Origin of the sequence: Alteromonas sp. 76-1 (genome assembly GCF_900654235.1) — a bacterium.
In the GTDB taxonomy this organism is placed as follows: domain Bacteria; phylum Pseudomonadota; class Gammaproteobacteria; order Enterobacterales; family Alteromonadaceae; genus Alteromonas; species Alteromonas naphthalenivorans.
This window is the reverse complement of sequence record NZ_LR136958.1, coordinates 2,417,348-2,442,913: the sequence shown is the minus strand read 5'-3', so window position 1 is coordinate 2,442,913 and position 25,566 is coordinate 2,417,348. Positions and strand designations below refer to the sequence as shown.

Here is a 25,566-nt window from a genome sequence, read left to right as displayed (position 1 = left end):
ATTTAATGCATTGTAAATTTAATGTAAATGAATACGTATGCATAGTGTTGCTCTCTTTTTATACAACCCGATACTATTTATGGCAGAACCATAAGTGACGAGTTTGGGTGTTGTATTCCCGAACCGTTGATAAAAAAACAAGGAACGGGGCACAAATGAGAACATTCAAACTTAAGCCCATCATGGTGGCGTTGGTCAGCAGCGGGTTGGCATTTACTTTGCCAACATACGCTCAACAAACGCAAGAAGACACCATTGATGAAGTCAGCGAATCTGCAATAAATAGTAACAATCAATCGAGTAGCCAATTATCAGGTGAAGATATACCGGTCGACGATATATCCGAGGAAACACTCGAACGCATAGAGGTGAGGGGGTTTAGTACTAGCCTAATACAATCACTCAACCAAAAGCGCTTTTCTGACACGGTGTCAGAACAAATTTCTGCTGATGATTTGGGCGGTTTGCCTGATGTATCTATGGCAGATGCGCTTACCCGACTGCCGGGTATATCTGCGGTTCGTACCGGAGGCCAAGCGGCGGAGATCAACATTCGTGGTTTAGCGGGTGACTTTGTGTTCTCTACATTAAATGGACGTGAGCAAGTGTCTACCAGTGGAAGCAGAGCCATTGAGTTCGACCAGTACCCCTCAGAGTTAATCACCGAAGCGAGTGTGTATAAATCGCCTAAAGCATCACTGATTGAAGGGGGGATCGCTGGAACGGTAGAACTGAAGACAGCAAGCCCTTTAGCCATGGAGGAGCAGCATAAGTTCAGTGCAAATATGCGTGGCATGTATAACGACCGAGCCAGTGAGATATCGGATGCGAGTGAATTTGGTCATCGATTGAGCTTTTCCTATCAAGGAAAGTTCATGGACGACACCGTTGGTTTATCCCTAGGTTATGCACGCTTATTCCAACCCAGTGTTTCTACTCAGTTTGTGGGGTTAGCGTATAACGGGGCTGTTGATGTAGATGGGATTGAAGGTGACAACGACAGAGCTGGCACCGACTGCCCAGAATGTGAGCTTATTTCTGAAGGCTTTGAGATTCAACATAAAGGGGGCGAGCAAACTCGCGATGGTTACGTTGCAGCCATAGAGTGGGCACCGGTTGATAATTTCACCTTAAAAGCTGATGCGTTTATCTCTAAGTTCGATTCAGAAGAATTTGCCCGTGGGTATCGAGTCAAACTAGGGGGGATAACAGCTGGCATCACGAACCCTGTTGTTGTGAACAATAGTGTGATTGGTGGTACTTTCTCACGAACAGACAGTAGCTTTACTCGAGTTGAGCTAGTTAACGACGACAACCAAGATTTCGATAGCGTCGAAAACTTTGGTATTAACGCAGATTGGGAAATTAGTGCTGACTTATCGGTACAGTTTGATGTGTCACGCTCCACCGCGAAAAGTGATTTCCGTAATGGCTTGTTGTGGTCATTAGTTAGCGAAGATGCCAACGCTGTCAGTCCAGTGTTTGATGAGAACGTTCAAATCTCGTATTTGTTAAATGGCAACAACCTTCCTGATTTAGCCTTCAATCAAGCGGATACTTTTTCCGATATCGATAGGGTGATGGTCAGTAAATACGGCATTTACCCGTTTGTTAACAAAGACGAACTCGATGCTTATAAAGTCGATTTCCAATACTTTGTGGATATGCCTATTGTAACTGGGTTGGAGTTTGGCTATCGCTATTCCGATAGAGAGTACAGTAACGATCGTTCGGTATTTGAATACGGAAACGACAGTGCATTCTCTGCCAGTGAGCCACCGCTGCGTTTAACGGATGACATGGTAGAGCAAGTTGATTGGGCTGGCGATTTTAGCTATTTCCCAAGCTATTTGTCGGTAGATTTAAACAGTGCGCTTAATGCATGGTTTCCGAGCGGCTATCCTCAACCAGTACAAACTTGGGGGGCTGGAGCAGCAGGTGTGATTAATGGCCCAGGTACAGGGCCATCTACTTCTTGGACTATGCAGGAAAGTGGGCAGGTATTTGAAACCGTAAACTCTGCATATTTAATGGCAGGACTCAATACTGAGATTGGGGGTATGCCTGTAACCGGCAATGTGGGGGTTCGTTACGTAAAAACAAAACAAAGCTCTACCACTTACCAGCGTGCCACTTCATTAATTACCGATCCAGAAACCGGTGTCACAATTGAAGTCAGTGATCCCACCGCTGGCGCGCAAAACATTACCGACGATGCTGGCCTCATTAACAACTTTTATCGCTTCACAACGCTTACTCACGAATACGACGATGTGTTGCCGTCTATCAACCTAAATTTTGCGCTGACAGATAATACGCAACTAAGAGTAGCCGCAGCAAAAGTGATGGGCCGTGCGCCTATTAATAGATTTGCGGCAAATGCTTCTACCACCGTTGAAACGGTAACCGCTGTACAGGATAGAGACTCCGGGGAAGTGACCTTGTCGCAACCTACCGCCAAGGTAAACGGTAACGCAACAAATAGCCCTTACCTAGAACCTTTTTACGCCACTCAATACGATATTTCATGGGAATACTATTTTGAGGATACCGAAGGGGCGTTAATACTGGCGGCATTCTACAAAGACATAGAATCTTTTATCGAAGAAATTAACATAGAACCTTATGACTTTAGTGGCAACGGCATTGTGGTTCCAGCGTCGGTTCAGGTTCCTGTGTATCTTGAACCTGAATTTGTAGGGCAAGAGGCTGAGTTGTCTCGGGATGCTGATGGTAACCCTATCTTTGTTACCGTGCCTACAGAAAACGGCAGCTATAGCACGGCCGTGAATAATGCTGAAGGTGGCTATATTCGCGGTGTTGAATTTGCCTACACTGAAATTTACAGCATGCTGCCAAGCTTCTGGTCTGGTTTAGGGGTAACGGCGAGTTACTCATACACGGAAAGTGAAATTCAACGTACGCTAAGTAGTTCGGTGTATTCGGATAGCTTGCCTGGGTTATCTGAAAATGTCGCCACAGTGACGCTATTTTGGGAATACGAAGGGTTTGAAACCCGCTTATCTGGGCGTTATCGCGATTTCTTTGTGTCTGAGCAAGTGGCTGTAAACGATCAAACCGTGAATTTTGATTCTGAACTGGTTGTCGATTACCAAGCATCCTATGAAATTAACGACAATTGGAGCGTATTGTTTCAAGTTAACAACGTTACTGACGAACCTACCAAAAGCTATTTCACCTCTTCTGAACAAACCGGCACCATTCAGTTTTTCGGAACGCAGTATTACTTGGGGATGACATATCAATTATGAGCATTTTACCTATCTGCCAGAAACTGAAACCAAAGGCTATCGCTGCCAATACTGCGTTTATGAAAAAGAAAAATTTGGAGTTATCCATGTTAACAAAACCCTTAACAGCGCCAATGTCAACGCCAATGCTGAAGGCCTGGCGCATTGCGGCGCTTATCCTAACAGCGCTCTTTATAGTAGGTTGTGGGGGCTCAGGTGTTGAGTCTGGCTCGAACAATTTACTCACTTGTAATGTACCAAACGTACCTAATGCAGGCGGCACAGCGTGCATCGCGCCACCGCCTATTCAATGTGATGCACCCACGGTGCCTAATGAAACTAATGATGCGTGTGTAGTTGGCGCCGATCCGAGTTTGCCACTACCGGTATTTTTCCCTGCCGATAATCAAGCAGTTTTATACTACAACCGCGCGGCAGTTGATGCTGATAATTCCACAAACGACCCCGCGTACGAAGGCTGGCGTTTGCATACATGGAACAATGATGAATGTGACGCTTATGCCGATGCAGATACTGACTGGGCCAATGGACGTCAACATACGGGTATCGATCCTAATTATGGTGCGTATTGGATATTAGATTTAAAAGACAATTTTGATAACTGCCACAATTTTATCATTCACTTAGGCACTGACGATGCCGGTAAAGAGCTTGGCGGTTCAGACTTTCAAGCTTCGCTAGTTCAAGATGACGAAACGTACGTGCGTATGAACTTTACGTTGTCAGGGGAGCCCACGTTATTTGAATACCCCATTATGTCTCTCGGGCCACAGCCTGTAGATATAGAAGGTTTTGGTGCACATTGGCTAGATGCTAACACGATATTGTGGGATGTGGCTGATACCGTATCGACCGTGAAGCTTCACTATTCGGCGAATGCTGACTTAGAGAGTTCACTGGAAGATGGAATTAACGGCACCTCAATAGCGTTAATGCCTGCCACGTTAGATGAAAACCAAACAGCCAAAGCAGAAAGCCTGGCGGCACTTCAGGCTTGGGAAGGCGACTGGAGCCTAGAGGATGCTAAGACTGTTTTAACCACTCAAGCGGTAGTGGGTGGGTATGACAGTGACGGGGTGCTAATAGCAGCAACAGGCTTACAAAACGCAAAGGTTATTGATGCTATCTTCACCGCGGGTGATGAAGATGCAAACGAAGCAAGTTTAGGTGCCGTGTATTCTGACACGGGTATTGCTGTATCGGTATGGGCCCCCACAGCGCAAAATGTAGAGTTGCTAACATACAACGACAATAAAACCCTGGCGAGTCGCTATACGATGACGCGCGACACTAATACAGGTATCTGGCAATTTGAAGGCGATATGTCGTTAGATAGACAACTTTATCGCTATGAAGTCACGGTTTTTCATCCGCAAACGGGGGCGGTAGAGGTACTTGAAGTTACTGACCCTTATTCGGTAAGCCTTAGCACCAATGGCCGCTTCTCTCGATTTGTAAACTTATCAGATGATGATTTAAAACCAGACGGGTGGGATACTCAGAGCATTCCTACGTTAGAAAACCCTGAAGATGCGGTTATTTATGAGGGCCATGTTCGTGATTTCAGTATTCGCGACATGTCTACAAGCGAAGCAAATCGTGGTAAGTACTTAGCCTTTACCGAGCAAAACACGGCGCCTGTTTTACATCTACAAAAATTGGTTGAGGCAGGCTTAACCTACTTCCATGTGCTGCCCGCGAACGATATTGCCACCATTGATGAAGACCCAACAAAGACTGTTGGTTTATTCGACACGGTTGCAGACTTATGTCGCCTTAACGCGGAAGCCGCGGTTTGTGAAGAAGAGAACAGCGGCACATTACTTATTGATGTTTATAACAGTTACGACCCTCTCGCTGAAGCAGCGAAAGCACAGCAGCTCACAAGTGATATGCGTGCTATTGATGGTTTCAACTGGGGTTACGATCCACATCATTTCAACGCACCAGAAGGAAGCTATGCATCAAATGCAGAAGGTGTAGCACGTATTGTCGAAATGCGGGCAATGATTCAAGCTCTGCATGAAATGGGGCTTCGTGTTGCGTTAGATGTGGTATACAACCATACCAATGCTTCTGGCGTGTTTGCGAAATCTGTACTGGACAAAGTTGTACCTGGCTATTTCCATCGCTATGAAATCGACACCGGCGATATTGTTCGCGAAACCTGCTGTGATGATACGGAACCGCGTAACGTAATGATGGAAAAATTAATGCTGGATTCACTACTTATGTGGACCGAGCATTACAAATACGATGCTTTTCGTTTTGACATCATGAGCCAAGCTTCTAAAGAGACGATGTTGCAATTGCGCAACAGCGTACAAGCATTAGATGAAGATAATTACTTCTACGGTGAGGGCTGGACACGCATCGACAGAGGTTACGAACAAGCTAACCAACTGAATATGGCCGGTACGCAAATAGGCACGTATAACGATAGAATTCGTGAAGCTATTCGCCAAGGTAATATCTTTTCACCTGATTCTGACGCGCTGTTAAGCGACCAAGATAAAGTGAAAATGAGCATGATAGGCACACTGCAAGACTATGTACTTGAAACCTCGGCAGGCGTAGCTAGCAATACCAGTAACCTAGGCGGTTACGCATTAGACCCAGCCGATATTATTAATTATGTATCTAAACATGATAATGAAACCTTATGGGATCAGCTGAACTATACTTTGCCAATGGATATTTCGTTGAGTGAGCGCGTGCGTGCACAAAACGTAGCTATCGGTATTCCGCTTGTGTCGCAAGGTATTCCATTCTTACAGATGGGCGGAGATTTACTGCGATCTAAGTCTATGGATAGAAACACCTATGACGCAGGTGATTGGTTCAACTTCGTTGATTTTACCTATGAAACCAATAACTGGAACGTGGGTTTACCGTTAGCTGAAGACAATGAAGTTCGCTGGGAAGAAATGGGCGAGTTTATTTATAGCCCAGAACGTGATGCATCTATGGCCGACATCATGCTAGCGTCGGACGTATTTAACGAGTTGCTGGCCATTCGTACGGAAAGTCCGTTATTTCGTTTAACTACCGCAGAGGGCATTATTGACCGTATTGGCTTTCATAACATTGGTTCAAACCAGCAAAAAGGTTTGATAGCCATGAGCATTGATGACGGTGTTGCTTCTGACGCTGGCACTGACGGAGAAGCCCGCGCTGATCTTGATATGCAAAATGACGCTATTGTAGTGCTAGTAAATACGGGGTATGAAACGAAATCCATTAGTATCAATACCGCAACCGGGTTTTCATTACATGCACGGCAAATGAACTCAAGTGATGAAGCGGTTCGAGGGGCAACGTTTAACGAAGCAGAAGACGGGAATGGTATTTTCACCGTTCCAGCACTGACTATTGCTGTATTTGTGAAGCCGCAATCAGGGGCACAAGGTTATGGGTTATCGGCCTACGCAACTTCTGGTGCGCCGGATGTTGTGCCTTATGGCGAGACTACGCCTTACCTTCGCGGCGATATGAATGGTTGGACAACTGATAACCCATTCATCTACAAAGGTGATGGTGTATATAAAGTGGCCGTTACCCTTGAAGGTTCAACCACTTACGGCTTCAAGTTTGCTTCAGAGGATTGGGAAACGGTTAACTTTGGTGCTGCAGAAAGTGATGATGCTGCGCTTGTGGAAACTGAGCCTAAAGTATTGGCTAGGACCAACAATAACTTAGCATTCACGCCGGCAATAAGCGCTACTTATCTATTTACCATTAATGCCTCGGATGCAGAGTCTCCAGTGCTCAGTATTGTAAACGAGGAGCCCTATGTTGGAACGCCAGTGTATATTCGAGGTGCACTGAACGATTGGGGCACTAACGACGAACTTGAGTATCAAGGGGGGCGTATCTATAAAGTGACAATGGATATAGAACCAGGTAGTTATGAATTCAAAGTCGCTTCTGAAGATTGGGATACGGTTAACTTTGGCGCATTAAGTGCTGATGATGCAGATAGAAATGTGAACGTTGGCCAAACAACGGCCTTAGCAAGAACAAACGATAACCTGCTTCTGACCATTGAAGAAGCAGACCGTTATGTATTTGTTTTTGATGTGAATGACGAAAACAATCCAACCATAGGTGTGTACAAAGAAGCCTATTTTGGTGCCACAGAAGTGTACGTTCGTGGTGGGATGAACGGGTGGGGAACCACTGACCTATTTACCTATCAAGGTGAAGGCGAATACACGGTAGACATTGAGCTCAGCGTAGGAAGTGCAGAATTCAAAGTAGCATCAGAAGATTGGAATACCGTTAACTTAGGTAACCCAAATGATGCAATATCTAACCTGGTGACGCCGAATCAACCAAAAGTGTTGGCATTTAGCAACAATAATCTTGTTATTGAAGTAACTGAAGCGGGGCTATACGAATTTAAAGTATCTGGCCCTAATGGTCAGTCTCCTACGCTTACTGTTAGTCCTAAATAACCGTTAGCGATAAATCAGAAACTAAAGCCGTGGATTTTCACGGCTTTTTTTCATTTCTTTAAACAGTTTTTTCCATTAAACCAATCAATTTTTTCCGCAATTTATTTCTCGAAATTCCATCAGAATAAAAATTCCGCACTATTGGAACATACTTTGCTTTATTCAAACTATGTAGTAGATAACCACCTTACACAATTGCAACATAATAATAGTGCATGATTATGCACAGCGGTTAGTTGGCAATAAGTGTGGTTGATGATAGGTATTATAGAGTGACATTGTTTTCCTGAGCTTTTAAAAGGCTAGGGGAGCTCCAATAGAAGGATTTAATTAAGCAGTAATTCATATATTGCTTTAACGGAGATTGAGACAATGAAATCAGCTTTAGTGGTAGAAGGTGGGGCGATGCGTGGCGTTTTTGCAGCTGGCGTATTGGATAAGTTCATGGAACAAAATTACTATCCTTTTGATTTCGCTATTGGGGTCTCGGCTGGAGCAACCAATCTTTCAACATACGTTGCTAGAATGCCAGGCCTTAGCAAAACCATTATCACGCAGTACGCCACTAAACGTGAGTTTTTTAGCCCAATGCGATTTATAAAGGGTGGTCATATGACTGATGTACATTGGTTATGGCACCATTCTAAGAAGTCACTGGGTATACCAGCACCGGGTGAAAAAGCAACAATGCCATTGTATGTAGGGATCACCAGTGTCGAGTCAGGCGAATGTGAATACATACAAGCAACGGAAGAAAATGTTGATGCGTTGATGGTAGCATCCTGTGCGATCCCAACAGCGTTTAGAGAACAACCCGTAATAAATGGCAAGCGCTATAATGATGGTGGCGTCGCTGATGCTATACCGGTGAGAAAAGCTTATGAGATGGGTGCTCGTGACATTACTGTGGTGCTCTCTCAACCTAAGGGCTTTACAAAACCAGCAGTTAAAACAGCGTGGCTCTTGGAAAAAATGTATGGCGCTCAACCGGCCTTACTAGATAAGATGACAAAAAGATCAAATATTTATAATGAAACTTTGAATTTTCTGTTAAATCCGCCGTCTGACTGCACGATTACTGTCATAGCGCCTGATGAAGCGTTTTGCGTTAAGCGCCTAACCATGGATAAAAAGAAATTACTGCGTGGCTACGGGCAGGGAAGACGAATGGCAAGACGAGTGATATCGAAGTCGAAAGTAGAAGCGCAAACTACGCAGCGTAATAAAACCGTCGCGTAATTAAACTAAAGTATAACAATAATGCGCAATACCGAACTAATGAATAAACTAGAATGGCGATTCATAGCAATAGCTAAGTGGCAGTATTGAAAGGCTATTGCGAAAGCAAAATAATAAAATAACAAAATAATAAAAAGAGGTCGTGTGAGCTCCCTTTCGCTATCAAAGCAAACCGTAAGTATAGGATTAGTGAATCCGAAAAACCCCGTAAATGTCGCCTCTATCTTACGAGCTGCAGGCTGCTACGGAGTATCAAGTGTGTTTTACACCGGATACAGATACCGTATTGCAAAGAACTTTAATGCTGATACGAAGGCTTTTCATAAAAAGATCCCAACTATCGGCGTTGATGACTTAAAAGAGGTCGTGCCTGAAAATGCAAGTGTAGTAGCCATAGAGCTAGTAGAAGGCGCGTTACCTTTACCAGAATTCAAACATCCCGAAAATGCAATGTACATTTTCGGACCAGAAGATGGCAGCTTAGATAAAAGCGTACTTGAGTGGTGTGACCATGTTGTTTACATACCTACGTACTCGTGTATGAATCTAGCTGCTACCGCAAACGTCGTACTTTACGATCGTTTAGCAAAATCAGAGTATATCTCAGGTAATAGCCTCATACGTGAGAGCCGGGATAATAATAATCAATCAAAACTATAAATCGGTTTGAATCGTTGTATTCGAGAGTGAAATTGTGTGTGAGCACAAGGTAAACTTTTGTCATTCTTTTCAAACTGGGCCTGCTAAATCTATAGAGGACCAAAAATTGAAAAAACGTGTCGCTACTTCGCTAAATAAGTTAAAAACAATTCATAGCCATATTTCTTCTAATTTGAAGAAATTGAGAAACAAAAGAAAGAAAAAACAGATGGATGAACTATCGAGTTTTTTCTTTAGTCGTTACTCACTTGTGGTAGCACAAAACAATGAAGACCGAGAAACATGTTTCAGCACAAGACACGAAGTTTATTGTGAAGAAATGAACTTCGAAAAAGAGCGTTCTACGGGATTAGAAGTCGACAGATATGATGACTATTCTGTCAATTGTTATATCAAACACTTACCTACAGGGGATTGTGCAGGAACGATTCGTATCATTATGCCTGCTATTCGCAATCAAGCCCTACCGCTAGAAGAAAAGTGTATTCACGCCATTGAAGATAAAGCATTGGTGCCCGCGCAACTTGGTAGAACTTCAATCTGTGAAATTTCTCGTTTAGCTATTCCTAAGTCGTTTAGAGTTAGACAGCTTAAAGCTAAAGCGCCATTCAAACCTTCTGGTAAACAGAAAGTGAGTAAAGCGGAAAGTGTTTTGCTGGAACACATTCCTTATCTGTCTTTGGCGCTCTACTTCATCGCTCTGAGCATTTGCGTTGAACAGGAAATGGAATATGCCTACGTATTGATGGAGCCTAAACTGGCACGCCGATTAAAAATGTTTGGGTTTAATTTTGAACGTTTGGGTGACCCAATTGACTACAACGGTTTACGTGCAGTATATCGTATCAAGCCAAAATCTATCGAGAGTGAATTAACACCAGCGCTACGCAGCTTTTTAATGCGTATTAAAAATGATCTTGCCGGTAGCTTAACTGAAAATATGTTTGGTGCCACCATGAAAGCAGAAGAAGAATTTACTGCGAGTAAAGCGGCATAGTTTTAATATTATATTGCGCGTTTTTTTCTATAAAGACGACTAAGATTTTACAGATTTAAGGACAAATTGAAGAACAAGGGAAACGGAACAAAGCAATGACATCGTATTAATTTAGTATTGAATACGTATGGAATTGTTTTAACATTCCCTTAACGAGTATGCTATTGGCAACCCAATGTTAAGGTATACTTGTAGTGTTAAATATCGAAACGAAAAATCACCTTCATGTGGTGAAAAGTGTAGCAGACAAAGCGGCACAAACTCCTTCCCAAAGCGTTTATAAAAACGTAAATGTAAGCTCGGCGGTTAAGAAATTAACGGTAGCAGTGTTATCGCTAGGACTATTATCCTGTATCGCTTACCCACAGTCAGGTGCCAATTTCATGGAAAGTGAGAGCACGAATAACTTAGTGACAGAAATTCTCCCCAATTCTGGCAAGCCTGTGGTGTATCAAGTATTTACTCGATTGTTCGGGAATACGAATACCACCAATAAACCGTGGGGGACACTGAAAGAAAATGGGGTTGGGAAATTTAGTGACTTCACGCCACAGGCCCTTCAAAGTATTAAAGCGTTAGGTACCACTCATATTTGGTATACCGGTGTTCCGCATCATGCCTTAGCTACCAGCTACCTCAACATTGGAATTACTGACGATGATCCCGATGTGATTAAAGGGCGTGCTGGCTCGCCTTATGCAGTTAAAGACTATTACAACGTTAACCCTGATTTAGCAGATAACCCCGCAAACCGATTACAAGAATTCGAAGCGCTTATCCAGCGTACTCATCAGCACGATATGAAAGTGGTTATCGATATAGTGCCTAACCATGTAGCGCGCCGTTATCATTCGTTTTCATCACGCCATGATAACTTTGGTGCTAACGACGATACGTCAAAAACGTATTCTCGAAACAATAATTTCTATTACATACCCAATACACCATTTGTATTGCCCGAGGGCGTTGCAGAAACTGTTTTAGGGGGCGCAGTTACTGGAAAGGATCAGCATCATTTGGTTGACGGAAAGTTTGATGAATTTCCGGCTAAATGGACGGGCAACGGCAGTCGAGCACCACAGCCCGATATTAATGACTGGTATGAAACCGTTAAGATTAATTATGGCGTAAAACCCGACGGTAGCTACGACTTTCCAAAGCTACCAGAAGCCTATCGAAATATGTCTGTAGAAGAACATGCGGTTTTTTGGGCTGATAAATCGTTACCTGATTCGTGGTACAAATTCAGAGACATCGCCCTTTACTGGCTAGATAAAGGCGTTGATGGTTTTCGGTTTGACATGGCTGAAATGGTGCCAGTCGAATTCTGGTCATTTTTAAACAGTGCCATTAAGCAAAGAAACCCTGAGGCGTTTCTGCTAGCGGAAGTTTATCAACCTGATAAATACCGAGATTACATTCAGCTAGGAAAAATGGATTACCTATACGATAAAGTAGGCTTTTATGACACCTTGAAGTCAATTGTTCGAGGTGAAGGTAAAGTGAGTGAATTGGTCAGCACTAACCAAGACGTTGCAGACATATCTTCACACATGCTCAATTTTCTAGAAAATCATGATGAACAACGTATTCCAAGCGCTGATTTTGCGGGCAGTGCGAAACAGGGCAAACCAGCGTTAACCGTAAGTGCGTTAATAAACACCGCGCCTTTCTTACTCTATTTCGGTCAAGATGTAGGAGAGGATGGCAGTGAAGATATGGGATTTGGTAGTCCTACCCGTACTACTATATTCGATTATGCTGGCGTACCCGCTCATCAACGCTGGATGAATCTGGGGAAATTTGATGGTGGCCAGTCAACAGCTGAAGAAATATCCTTACGTCGCTTCTATGAAAATGTGATGCAAATTGCATCCAACAATACAGCCATCCGGGGTGATTTTGTGAGTTTGCATCAAGCTAATCTCAACCAAGCTGTGCTCGAAGGTACCAGTTATGAAAAACTGCAACGTGCGCGCCCTCGTGGTTATACTGAGCAACAGTTTGCCTTTATCAGGCATGCAGAAAATAACGTGATATTAGTCATAGCCAATTTTTCAAAAGAAGCAACAGGGGAGTTTACACTTACGATCCCCTCTGGCGATATGAAGGAAATAAACGCACTAGGCGGGCGCTTCAATAGCACGAAGCCCATCAGCGTAAAGGCGCTGCTGCCTCATGATGATGCCACCATGACAGCTACTGACAATGGGCTTGAAATTACAATTAGCTTAGCGGGCCTAGAAAGTAAGGTATTTGATTTGGTTCCTGATTAATTCAAATATGGTTTTCTATTGTTATTCCAATGCCTAATGGAATTGAAAGAAGTTATCGAGTGGGCACTTTTTCGATGCATGCCCCGTTATGAAATTCGGTGGCCGAAAAATACACAGCAGAATGTGCTTAAAACATGCTTATCCAAGCCTTCGCTCGCTATTTCATACTCATCCTCAAGGTGAATACGTATGCATAGGATTGGCGTGAGTAGCTGGTGGGGGTAGTATGCCATAGTGGTTTAACGTCTTATTAACATGGAGGGGGTGTGTTGCATTTCCGTTTTAACATTTCTCGCATCTGGCTAATAGTAAAAGCGCCCTCATTCACTTCTCCTTTAGTGCCTCGCTTTTTGGTTTCAGCAGCTTCATTAGTCACCAACCGTTTTGTAAACAGCGTTGCGACACTTGCATCGCTGACGTTCTCATATGCTGCAATAGCTGACATCGACGTTTATCCTCCAAATTGGTGGGTGGGTATGGAAAAGCCTACGGTTGAACTTATGTTGCATGGCGACGGTGTTGCCAACTATTCCGCTTCAATCAATGCTACTGATGTCAACGTTGTGGGCTCGAAACGATTAGACAGTGAAAACTATTTATTCGTCACGTTAAATACAGATAGTGCAGAAGCGGGAAGGGTTGTTATATCGCTCATCGCACCAGATGGTTCATCCCACGACATTGACTATGCACTTAATGCACGACGACAACATTCTCAATCGCGGGTGGGCTTTGGCCCTAAAGATGCCATTTACCTTATTGCGCCTGATAGGTTTGCCAATGGTGATGAAAGCAATGACAGCGTTGATGGATATGAAGACAAGTTAAATCGCGACAACAAAGGCGGGCGCCACGGCGGTGATATTCAAGGGATCATCGACAATCTAGATTATATTGCTGATATGGGATTTACCCAAATATGGTCGATGCCGTTGCTTGAAAATGCCATGGATACCTATTCATACCATGGGTATTCGACCACAGATTATTATAAAATAGACCCACGTTACGGTTCAAATTCACAATATCAAAAGCTCAGTGAAAAAGCGTCTGAGCATGGTGTTGGGCTTATTATGGACATGGTGCTAAACCACATTGGCAGTGGTCACCCTTGGGTTCAAGACAAGCCGTCTAAAGATTGGCTTAACAATCAAGGCGTGTTTGTTGGCACTACTCATAAACGAGAATCACTTCACGACCCACATGCGATTCAAAGTGATATCAAGGCGTTTAGTGATGGCTGGTTTGTTCCCAGCATGCCAGACTTGAATCAAAGGAACCCGCACCTAGCGACATACCTTATTCAAAATGCGATTTGGTGGGTAGAGTTTGCAAATTTGAGCGGCATTCGCGTAGATACCTATTCATACTCTGATAAAGACTTTTTGTCTGATTGGACCACGCGACTGATGCAAGAATACCCGAATCTAAACATAGTGGGTGAGGAATGGTCGGTAAACCCTGCTATTACCGCTTATTGGCAAGCTGGAAGCCATAGGCATGATGATTATGTCAGTGCATTGCCTAGTGTAATGGACTTTGCATTGCAAAGTGCAGTGGCTGAAGGGCTTACTTCAAAAGAAGGCTGGGACACGGGACTAACGTCTATTTATGAAACGATAGCGACAGACTTTCTGTACGGCGAGCCAAATAACCTAGTGATTTTTGCTGACAATCACGATATGAGCCGCGTCTATTCTCAGGTTGATGAAGACATTAATCGCTGGGATATGGCGATGACGTTTTATCTCACTGCACGGGGTATTCCTCAAGTTTTCTACGGCACTGAAATATTGATGAGCAACCCTAACACGGAAGATCACGGTATTATTCGAAGTGATTTCCCTGGCGGGTGGAAAAGCGATACTAAGAACGCATTTACTGGCAAAGGGCTATCGGATGATGAGCGTTGGGCACAGTCACGAATTAAACAATTGCTCTCTCTAAGACAAAACTACCCCGCGGTTTTTGAGGGCAGCTTCAAGCACTATGCACCTGTTGATGGCGTGTATGCCTACGCAAGGCAGGTCAATGCTAAAAATGCCCCAAGTATACAGGGTGATAAAGATACCAATGTAAAAAAAGTGAACAGTAAGTCACCCGTGATATTGGTAATCGTGAACAAAAATGAAAAAGCATCAACGGTAGATATGAACAAATATAACGTGGTCACTAACGGTAAAAAGAATATGACTCGTCTTAAAGACGATAAGGAATTCGCCTCCAGTGAAACCGTAACGTTAGCGCCAATGTCGGCGAATGTTTTCATCGTAAAATAATATAACAACAAAAAAGTAGAGTGGTCTCATGCAAGTAAATCAACCTCGTTTATCATTCTGGCAAATTTGGAATGTCAGCTTTGGATTTTTAGGCGTTCAATTTGGGTTCGCGCTGCAAAATGCCAATGTGAGCCGTATCCTTTCAGACCTAGGGGCAGACCTTCATTCATTATCACTTTTCTGGCTAGTGGCACCGATTATGGGGTTGATTGTTCAACCTATTGTTGGCTCAGCGTCAGACAGAACATGGAATCGTTTAGGACGAAGAAGACCCTTTATTCTTGCGGGTGCCGTCGCTGCAGTGCTAGGTATGATCTTATTACCTAACGCGCCTTTGTTTGTTGCCTTTCTTGCGCCGATGCTAATGGGGGCGCTGATGGTCGCGTTAATGGATGCTTCATTTAACGTGTGCTTCCAGCCTTTCCGCTCTTTAGTGTCTGATATGGTGCCGCCGTCGCAACGTAACATTGGTTATTCCATACAATCGTTGCTAATCAATATCGGTGCAGTAATAGGTTCAATTTTGCCCTTCGTGTTAACTAACGTGGTTGGCCTTGAAAATACTGCGCAAATGGGAGAAGTCGCACCTTCTGTTATTTGGGCTTTCTATATTGGGGCTACAGTTTTGCTTGGTACGGTAATCTGGACTGTTTTTCGCACCAAAGAATATTCGCCCGTAGAGTACAATAGATACAAAGGCCTAAGCACTGAAAATGACGTTAAGCCAGAAAATACGCCAAAAGCACCATTTATCGAGCGTATGAAGGCGTTCTTTTCCTTGGTTGTTCATATGCCTAAAACCATGAAGCAACTTGCCGTTGTACAATTTTTTTCATGGTTTGCCCTGTTTATTATGTGGGTGTACACCACACCAGCAATTACCCAGCACATTTGGGGAGTGGACAAAATATGGTGGGATCCAGCGCACATTGCCTCAGTTGCTCAAGTACCCGATGCTATTGTAGCCGCTAAAGGCGCCGCCGGTGACTGGGTGGGTATATTGTTTGCTGCTTATTCAGTATTCGCCGCCGTCTTTTCTGTATTTTTAGCCCGACTGGCCGACAAGTTTGGTAGAAAAACTATTTACGCTGGGGCGTTAATTTTAGGTGGCTTAAGCTACGTTAGTTTTCTGTTCTTCCAAGACCTTACCATGGTGAATGTAAACTTATTGATTACTGAAGTTACCGTGCCCATTGGGGCAGTGAAGCTTCTTATCCCAATGATTGGGGTAGGGATTGCATGGGCCGCTATTTTAGCGATGCCTTATGCCATGCTAGCCGGCGCATTACCGGCCAACAAAACCGGCGTTTATATGGGCATATTTAACTTCACGGTAGCCGCACCACAGATAGTATCTGGCTTAACCGCAGGCTGGATTTTAAGTAGTGTGTTCGATAACGAAGCTAAATACATTATTGTTGTCGCCGGAGCGTCCATGTTATTAGGGGCCATCGCTGTATTTTTCGTAAAAGAACACGACGTAGTAGAAGCAGAAGTCGCTGATAAGGAACTAGCATAATGACCTATAAATTAAAAAACCTTACCCTTGCTATCACACTTGCATTGGGTGTAGGCATAATAACAGCTTGTGCTAATACATCGTCGTCAATGTCTGCTGATTCGGCAAAGGCCGAGGCAGAATCTTCAGCTGCCTCTTATGGTAAAGCGGATAGCAAAGTCAGTATTTTAGGCACCACCACACCGTTTGCCAGTGAAGCGATTTACTTTGTAATGACAGACAGGTTCGTGGATGGCGACCCAGGCAATAACTATGAAGACCAAGGCGGTAAGTTTCCAACATGGCAGCTCCCCATGGAAGGTCCTAACGGTGAAAAAGCGTATGTGGGCTATATGGGCGGCGACCTGAAAGGAGTGCTTAACAATGGCGACTATATTCGCGATATGGGTTTTACCGCCGTTTGGATGACGCCAGTACTAGAAAATCCAAACCAGTCATTTAGCGGCGATGAGCAAATTACTTTTGGTGACGCATTTAAAGACGGTGGCAAAACCGGTTATCACGGTTACTGGGCAACTAACTTTTATAAAGCTGATGAGCACCTGATAAGCCATGATTTAAGTGTGAAACAGTACACCACACAAATGCGTGAAAACTTCGGTTTAAAATCGGTATTTGATATTGTAGCCAACCACGGTACGCCAAGCTTTACCATGCCCTCTGACCAACCTGGATATGGTGAAATTTATAATGCTGAAGGCGAGTTAGTCGCTGATCACCAGAACTTGGCCCCGGAAGATTTAGATCCGAAAAACAATCCAATGCATGAATTCTTTCATGACTATCCAGACTTGGTAAAGCTGTCTAACCTTGATGATCAAAACTCTAAGGTAAGAGATTATTTGATCAATAGTTATCTTTACTGGATTTCACAAGGCGCGGATGCGTTTCGTATTGATACTATTCGTCATGTTCCCCATGATTTTTGGCGAGAAATGTCAGACCGGGTTAGGGCAGAGCATCCCAACTTCTTTATGTTCGGCGAAAGCTTCCAATATGATGCGAACTTTATTGCACAGCACACACTTCCCAAAAATGGTGCGGTAAGTGTGCTCGACTTCCCGATGCAAGAAGCCATGGTAAAGGTGTTTGAAAAGCCACTTGAAAGTGACTTCGCAACGTTAGCCGACACCTTGTATTTAACGCATGGGCCTTACAACAACCCTTATGATCTAACGACTTTCTATGACAACCATGATATGGCACGCATTAATGCCACCGACAATGGTTTCATTAATGCGCACAACTGGTTGTTTACGGTGCGAGGTATTCCGGTGGTATATCAAGGCTCAGAAATTGGCTATATGCGTGGTACGTCTGAGCACCAAGGTAACCGTAATTACTTTGGCCAGCACAACATAGACAACGCTAAGTCTCATCCTATTGCCACTGAATTGGCTAAAATCGCAAACGTACGAAAGAGCACACCCGCGCTTCAGCGAGGTTTGCAGTTTAACCTTGAATTAAGTGGTCATAAGGCCGCGTTTTACCGTGTTTTGCAAAGTGATAGCGCACAACAAACCGCATTGGTATTGCTGAATAAAGCCGAAGCACCTGCAAGTTTTAGTATCGATGAATACATGCAAACTGGCACATGGACTGAGCAGTTGTCTGGCGAAACACGTGAATTGGTTAACGGTGACGCGTTAACAACGTCAGTGCCCGCTAATGGCGTTCAAGTATGGGTTAGGGAAGGGGCGTTAGATTCAGATGGCCTAGAAGCGGCGCTTATTAAGCAAATGTCGGCGCAGTAAATTTTACCTCGCAATAAAAAAGCGCTTGTTGCTCGTTAACTACTAACAACAACAAGCGCTTTTTCACTATTTGTAAATCATGTTTTAGCGGGGCATTTTCTATAACTAAGCAGCTCAAAATAGCTAACCTGAGGTAGCTAACGTAAGAAAGTTAGTCTAGCGAGTTAGCCAGGCTTATTAAATTAGGCAGCCAAGACTTAGGCAGCCAAGGCTTAGGCTGCCTAGGTTTTTGCCCCACATGAATGTCTAATTATGACTTCCGCTGGCATAAGGAAATCTTCTACCTTTTCATTTGAAATGGCTTTGATTAACGTACTTACCAATAATTCACCGGCTAGCTTTGTATTTTGCTGAACGGTAGTTAACGCAGGGGTCGTGAAGGCCGACACCGCAATATTATCGTAACCTACCACTGCAATATCGTCAGGCACGTTAAGCGCTGTTTGCCTTAACGCTCTCAAAACGCCCATAGCAATTAAGTCTGATGCACAAACTATAGCGTCAGGTAACCCTACTTCGTTAGGTTTAGCATCGTTCAACAAACCTTGGATGGCATCAAAGCCAGCTTCTTCGGTAGAAACCGCATCACTTTGCAACGAATTTTCGTATAAATTATGGCTTGTTAGCGCCTCTGTATAACCTTGAAAACGAGCCATAAACTCAGGGGCTTTATTGCCTGAATCACCAATAAACGCAAAACGAGTTCTACCCAGGGCGATTAAATGTTCGGTAATGCTGTAACCACCTTGAAAATTATCACAGCCAACACTCACACCTGGATGAGCGGCATCGGGTGCGCCCCAACGAACGAAATGAGTACCTTGTGACTCAAGTTGTGCCACTTTACTGCGATAATCGGTGTAATCACCGTAACCCAATAAAATTATGCCATCTGCTTTATTTGAGTCTTCATATTCTGCATGCCAGTCATCTTCCAAGTTTTGGAACGACACCAGCAAGTCGTAACCCGCAGCCGCACAGGCACGGGTAATACTTCCTAACATGGCGAGGAAGAAAGGGTTAATCATTGAATCATCTGAGGTGGGATCTTCAAACAACAAAAGTGCAATGGTGCTACTTTTTTGCTTGCGTAGATTACTGGCATTCTTATCAACTTTATAATTAAGTTCGCGAGCAATGCGCTGAACCCGATCACGGGTTTCTTGATTTACCAAGGGGCTGTTATTCAGTGCTCTTGATACTGTTGATTGAGAAACGCCTGCCAAATGTGCAATATCAAAAGAGGTTGCTTTTTCTTTCATGGGCACCATGTTTGTCTGCTACGACCGAGTTGTCGACAAGAAGAAAGATACCATACTTTCTTCTAACCACGCTTTATTTGCTAGTCACACGCCTTTTTTTAATACAAGAAACAGCAAAAAAACGTTTCATCGCGTTAAAACTAGTCACTTGTAAGGCTAGGTGTAATAAAACGTGGTTGTCAGTTTTAGGTCAGTGTTATACTAATCCACAATATTAATTAATTTTAAACGTTAAGATTATTTTTAAACGTTAATTCAAACGCTAAGGGGAACACGCGAATGGCCGAGACTGAGCACCGTCCGACCAACTTTATCCGTCAGATCATCGACAAAGACCTTGCCAATGGTGTGCACGAAAGTATTAAAACTCGGTTCCCGCCGGAGCCAAATGGCTTTTTGCATATTGGTCATGCAAAGTCTATTTGCCTAAATTTTGGTGTTGCGCAAGATTACTCAGGTTCCTGTAATTTGCGTTTCGACGACACAAACCCAGCAAAAGAAGACATTACCTTCGTTAATTCTATTAAAGAAGACGTTAAATGGTTGGGTTTTGAGTGGGATGGTGAAGAGCGTTACTCTTCAAATTATTTCGACCAGCTTCATGGTTTTGCGAATGAATTAATCGACAAAGGCCTAGCTTACGTCGACTTTTCTACTCAAGACGTAATGCGCGAACTACGTGGCACATTAACCGCGCCAGGTAAGAATAGCCCATACCGTGATACCGACGTTGAAACCAACCAGCGTGAATTCGCTAAGATGACAGCGGGCGATTATAAAGAAGGTGAGTGTAGTCTTCGCGCTAAAATCGATATGGCTTCACCTTTTATGTGTATGCGTGACCCGGTAATTTACCGTGTTAAACACGCTCATCATCACCAAACGGGTGATAAATGGTGTGTGTACCCCATGTACGACTTTACGCACTGTATTTCGGACGCCATTGAAGGTATTACCCATTCATTGTGTACCTTGGAGTTCCAAGACAACCGCCGTTTGTATGATTGGGTGATTGAAAATATCACTATTGACAGCACACCACGTCAGTATGAGTTTTCACGTCTTAACCTTGAATACACCGTATTGAGTAAACGTCGATTAATTCAGCTGGTTGAAGAAAATCACGTTAGCGGGTGGGACGACCCGCGCATGCCGACTGTGGCAGGCTTGCGTCGTCGTGGATATACCGCGGGTTCGATACGTGAATTTTGCAAGCGCATTGGCGTGACTAAAATGGACAACATGGTGGAAATGTCCATGTTAGAAGCGTGTGTTCGTGAAGACTTAAACGTGAACGCACCTCGTGCGATGGCTGTTCTCGATCCTATTAAATTAGTGATTGAAAATTATCCAGAAAACGACAGCGAAACATTAGTAGCGCCAAATCATCCTAGTGATGAGTCTATGGGCACACGTGAAATTAGTTTCGGTCGTGAAATCTGGATTGAAGCGGAAGATTTTCGCGAGTCAGCAAATAAAAAGTTCAAGCGTTTAGTGCTAGACAAAGAAGTGCGTTTACGTAATGCGTATGTGGTTAAAGCTAATCGTGTAGAAAAAGACGCAGAAGGTAACGTAACCACGGTTTACTGTACCTATGACGTTGACACGCTAGGCAAAGACCCGGCTGATGGCCGCAAGGTTAAAGGCGTTATCCATTGGGTTGACGCAGGAACAGCGCAGCAAGCTGAGTTTAGGTTGTACGATCGCTTGTTCAACGTGCCTAACCCAGCCGCTGAAGAGAACTTCACTAATGTGATAAACCCAGAGTCATTAACGGTTCTGACTGGCTGGGCTGAAGCTGGGCTTGCTAAGCGAGCACCTGAAGCAGGTGCATGGCAGTTTGAGCGTACCGGTTATTTTTGTTTAGATGCAGACAGTACAGATGACAAGCCTGTATTTAACCGCACGGTAGGGTTACGTGATACGTGGGCTAAAATAGGCGACTAAGCTAGGCCATCAAGCAAACATAAAGTTTCACCATAAAAAAGCCGCGTTTACGCGGCTTTTTCTATGGGTATGTGTTGGTTGTCACTTTTAGCGCTTAGGTTGGCAATCAAGAGATTGACCATTCACATCAATACTGTCATTACCCATGAGGTAAAGATACATAGGCATGATGTCAGCAGGTGTTTTCAATGTATCAGGATTTTCAGCAGGAAAAGCCTGTGCGCGCATATTAGTGCGTGTGCCACCTGGGTTAATACAGTTAAAGCGTAGCGACTTATTCTGATACTCGTCAGCTAACGTCTGCATGACACCTTCTGTAGCGAACTTCGATACCGCATAAGTCCCCCAAAACGCGCGACCTTTTCGCCCAACGCTAGAGGTAGTAAAAATAACCGATGCATTATCAGCTTTTTCTAGGGCAGGGATTAGCGCCTGAGTTAAGAATACCGTACCGTTTACGTTGGTTTGCATCACATCAAGCCATTCTTGTTGCTCAATGTCTTTAAAAGAACTTAAATGCCCAAGCACAGAAGCGTTGTGTAACACACCATCTAACTTACCGAATTGATCTATAATAGTTTGTGTCATTTGCTGGTAGTGTGACGGTGTTGCGCCTTTCATATCTAGCGGTACTATTGCAGGCTCTGGTGCAGGTTCAGCATTCCCAACACTCCCAGCATTTACAATTTCATCGTAAACGGCTTCTAGCTTAGAGACGGTTCTGCCTAATAAAATACAGGTGGCACCATGTTTTGCGTAAGTCCGCGCTGCTTGAGCACCGATGCCATCGCCAGCACCTGTAATAAGAATGACTTTACCCTTTAATAAATCGGCGGGGGCTTGATAATCGTTCATCAGTATCCTTAATAAATTCGCATATAGTTATCTGCGCAATAGGTTCATATTATATAGGTGCAGATGATACTCACACTACGCAATAAGTAAAACTTTCGAAGTATAAAAACACCAAACGTAAAAAAAAATAACGTTTAGCGTTAACAAAACTTTGCAAAGTTGCAACAAAGTTAATAAGATTGAGGCAGATACAACTGGTCTAACATGTTTGAAACTCGGTGAGTTTGCAGTAAGAACAAGGCGTTAAAGGTGCCAGCTTACAAGCAATGCGAGTTTTAGATACACAGAATAACAACAATGCTTGTAGGGAGTAAGAATGAGAAAACTCATATTAAGTTCCAGTGTGGCCCTTGCGCTGGGTCTAACAGGCTGTGGCGGCTCCGATGATACCCTGTCCGATATTCAGGCCGAGACAGAGGTCCAAACACCATTTTCACGTATCGTGTTTGATCCCGCTAGTGGCGATTTAAATATACCTAACGATCTTCTAATGCTACCAGGGGATGACGGCTTTTTCGATTATACGCTTAACATTCCGGTAGACGATCCAACTAACTTTGCTGATCCGCAAAATGCACTTAATGTGTTAGACGGCTGGTCAACTCAGCATCCATTTGCTATATCGGTAGAGACACCGGCAGGTGTTTCACTTGATGCGTCTACCTTGGCGGCTGGCGTGTTGATGTTTGAAGCAACCCTAGGGTTGGATTTAAATGATCCAGATTGCGCCCAAATCACGACGCCTTCTGCGGGTTGTAAGCTTGGCGATCAGTTGGTTTACGGCGAAGATTATGTGCTTTCTCTTGCTGATGAATCAACAATTACCTTTGTGCCATTAAAACCACTGAAGCCGGCGCAAGGTCACATGTTAGTAATGACCACCGCGTTGAAAGATTCGTCTGGTAAGTCTGTACAAGGCTCTACATCGTGGGATTCAACACGACAAGATATCAATACACTGCCATTATCAAGTGATGATCAATTATTGCTTCAAGGCATTGTGAACTCACTGGTAAACCCAGTGATTGGTGCAGGTTATGAGCGTGAAGATATCACCTATGTTTCTGCATTCACTACGCAATCAATTGCCAATTCACTCGATACCATCAAAAAAGTAATGGTAGGTGAGTTTGCAGCACGCGCTGCTGCTGGAGACCCAACCGCGGGTGAAGCACTTCCTGTTATTGTAGTAGGAGACGTTGATAGTGCACCTACGGCTATGGAAGCATTAAATTTAGTTACCGAAGAAGTAGTCGCTGGTGCGGTCTCAGTTGGAATAGATAGTTTACCTGAGGAGGCAGCAGCCTTAGTACCTGTTATTGAAGCCACTGACTTCAGTGCCCTTGAAACGTGCGCTGGGTTAGCAGGTACCGTTTCTGGTCAGTTATCTGCGCAATGGGGTGCGGTTAACGATTTCGCTGTGGCTGTGTCGACTGGCATACTTGCTGAAGCGGGTCCATTTTGTGCCGCACAACGTTATGAGGGTAGCGTATCGCTTCCTTATTTCCTGGGTGTTCCAAGTGCAGAAAACCCAACTGCACCAGTTAATGAATTTTGGCAAGCAGCTTGCGACAGCGGTATTGTGTTAGCAACGGCTTCTGATGAAGTACTCGCCAGTGCCACACCAGGTCCAAACTTCGAAACGTGCTCAAGCCTTGGCTTATCTGATTTACGTGTTAATGGCGAAATGCTAGATAACGCGCGTAACATCACTAAGTTTAACCCATTCCCTCAAATGACGGGCGGAAACATGGGTGAAGAAACGCTAGATGTGCAGGTGACAATTCCAGACCCAGCAATTGCTGGTGCGCTTGGCTTCTCTGTCAGCATGCCTGATGCGGGTTGGCCGGTAGTGATTTTAGCCCATGGTATTACGAGTAAAAAAGAAGATATGCTAGCCATTACGGGTACGTTGTCGTTGGCAGGTATTGCTTCGGTAGCTATCGACCAACCACTTCACGGTACTCGTGGTTATGATCTAGATGGTGACGGCACTGATGACATCAATGCAACAACGGTAAGCGCGACGCATTACATGAACTTGGCAAGCTTGCCGACTGCTCGTGACAACCTGCGTCAAAGCGTGTCTGATTTATTGGGCTTACGTTTAGGTTTGAACGCAGTAGTTGATGCTACAGCTAGCCAGAACGTGTCATTTGATATGTCTCGTGTGTCTATCATGGGTGTATCACTAGGCGCTATTACTGGCGGTAACTTTGCCGCAGTAGCGAATACCAGTATGGGCGAGACTTTAGGTGCGCTAGACGGTATGTATGCTGTTAAACAAGCCTCGTTAGAGTCTCCTGGAGGCGGTGCGGCTCAGTTCTTACTTGAGTCTCCTACTTTTGGTCCGCTTATTAAAGGGTTATTGTTATCACAGTCATCTGAAGATTTTGTTGCCTTGTTAACTCAGCTTTATGGCACAACGGATGTTTCAGAAGCACAATTAGTGGGTGCGGTAAGCGCATTTATGGATGCCTTAAGTGATGAACAAGCTGCAGAAGTAAATGCGGTATTTGCTGAGTTTGCATTTGCAGCACAAACTGTGATGGATGCTGGAGACCCAACTAACTATGCCACTACGCTTGGTGAAACGACACCCGTACACATGATGACAGTGGTAGGTGATGGCGGCGAAGAAAATCTGCCTGACCAAGTGATACCAGTAAGTACATCATTACCTTTGTCTGGCCAGTTAGCCCTTGCTAATACCATTGGTTTAGAGCAGGTTACGACTACCCAATCTGGTACCGATGCACTAAGTGGCTTGGTCTTATTTAACAGTGGTGCGCATGCATCAAGTTTAAGTCCAGCAGCTAACGCAGCGGTGACTGCCGAAATGCAAAGAGAAGTAGCAGGGTATATTTCTACTGACGCTACAGTATTACCCATTACTGATGAAACGGTTGTATCTAACTAATGATATGTAACTAGTTAATTAGTAATCGAGAAAAGGCCGACTTATGTCGGTCTTTTTTTTTGCCTACTTAAACTAAAGGCTAAAATGTTGTTTGAATGTTTCCTGTTGTTAATGTAGTGTTAATTGGTC

General features: G+C 44.0%; 13 protein-coding genes. 11 read left to right on the top strand and 2 right to left on the bottom strand.

The features are described 5' to 3' along the window. The first annotated feature begins 155 nt into the window (after positions 1-155). The 9 genes from ALT761_RS10500 (at position 156) to ALT761_RS10460 (ending at position 18,453) form a co-directional block, all read left to right on the top strand. Positions 156-3,272 (top strand): TonB-dependent receptor, encoded by a 3,117-nt coding sequence (locus ALT761_RS10500; protein ID WP_129738582.1) that lies wholly within the window; start codon positions 156-158, stop codon positions 3,270-3,272. 86 nt (positions 3,273-3,358) lie between these two features. Then, a complete protein-coding gene (locus ALT761_RS10495) occupies positions 3,359-7,729 on the top strand; it encodes an alpha-1,6-glucosidase domain-containing protein (protein ID WP_442858125.1) in 4,371 nt (1,456 codons plus the stop codon). A gap of 372 nt (positions 7,730-8,101) precedes the next feature. Beyond that, positions 8,102-8,968, top strand: coding sequence for a patatin-like phospholipase family protein (locus ALT761_RS10490; protein ID WP_129738580.1), 867 nt, complete (start codon positions 8,102-8,104; stop codon positions 8,966-8,968). Between the two features lie 144 nt (positions 8,969-9,112). Continuing rightward, positions 9,113-9,628, top strand: a complete 516-nt coding sequence (locus ALT761_RS10485; protein WP_057791637.1) for an RNA methyltransferase — start codon at positions 9,113-9,115, stop codon at positions 9,626-9,628. Positions 9,629-9,836: 208 nt separating this feature from the next. Further along, a complete protein-coding gene (locus tag ALT761_RS10480) occupies positions 9,837-10,625 on the top strand; it encodes a PEP-CTERM/exosortase system-associated acyltransferase (RefSeq protein ID WP_129738578.1) in 789 nt (262 codons plus the stop codon). Positions 10,626-11,008: 383 nt separating this feature from the next. Further along, positions 11,009-12,901, top strand: coding sequence for an alpha-amylase family protein (locus ALT761_RS10475; RefSeq protein ID WP_129740614.1), 1,893 nt, complete (start codon positions 11,009-11,011; stop codon positions 12,899-12,901). 266 nt (positions 12,902-13,167) lie between these two features. Beyond that, complete coding sequence (locus tag ALT761_RS10470) at positions 13,168-15,180, top strand: glycoside hydrolase family 13 protein (RefSeq protein WP_129738576.1); 2,013 nt, start codon at positions 13,168-13,170, stop codon at positions 15,178-15,180. Between the two features lie 28 nt (positions 15,181-15,208). Beyond that, complete coding sequence (locus ALT761_RS10465) at positions 15,209-16,699, top strand: MFS transporter (protein WP_129738573.1); 1,491 nt, start codon at positions 15,209-15,211, stop codon at positions 16,697-16,699. Continuing rightward, the gene (locus tag ALT761_RS10460; RefSeq protein WP_129738571.1) at positions 16,699-18,453 is read left to right on the top strand and encodes an alpha-amylase family glycosyl hydrolase; all 1,755 of its coding nucleotides are present in this window, start codon (positions 16,699-16,701) and stop codon (positions 18,451-18,453) included. Before ALT761_RS10465 ends, ALT761_RS10460 begins: the two co-directional genes overlap by 1 nt. Positions 18,454-18,674: 221 nt before the next feature. On the opposite strand, the gene ALT761_RS10455 is transcribed toward ALT761_RS10460, so the two are convergent. Continuing rightward, entirely contained in the window at positions 18,675-19,715 is a 1,041-nt protein-coding gene (locus ALT761_RS10455; protein WP_129738569.1) for a LacI family DNA-binding transcriptional regulator, read from the bottom strand. A gap of 279 nt (positions 19,716-19,994) precedes the next feature. Between ALT761_RS10455 and glnS the strand changes: the two genes are divergently transcribed. Next, on the top strand, positions 19,995-21,662 hold the full coding sequence (gene glnS / locus ALT761_RS10450) for a glutamine--tRNA ligase (RefSeq protein ID WP_129738567.1): 1,668 nt from the start codon (positions 19,995-19,997) through the stop codon (positions 21,660-21,662). Positions 21,663-21,749: 87 nt separating this feature from the next. Here the strand turns inward: glnS and ALT761_RS10445 are convergent, their stop codons facing one another. Beyond that, the gene (locus ALT761_RS10445; protein ID WP_129738565.1) at positions 21,750-22,517 is read right to left on the bottom strand and encodes a YciK family oxidoreductase; all 768 of its coding nucleotides are present in this window, start codon (positions 22,515-22,517) and stop codon (positions 21,750-21,752) included. Between the two features lie 316 nt (positions 22,518-22,833). Between ALT761_RS10445 and ALT761_RS10440 the strand changes: the two genes are divergently transcribed. Next, positions 22,834-25,437 carry a VolA/Pla-1 family phospholipase gene (locus tag ALT761_RS10440; RefSeq protein ID WP_129738563.1) on the top strand — a complete coding sequence of 868 codons (2,604 nt, stop codon included), beginning with the start codon at positions 22,834-22,836 and terminating at the stop codon, positions 25,435-25,437. Positions 25,438-25,566: the final 129 nt, after the last annotated feature.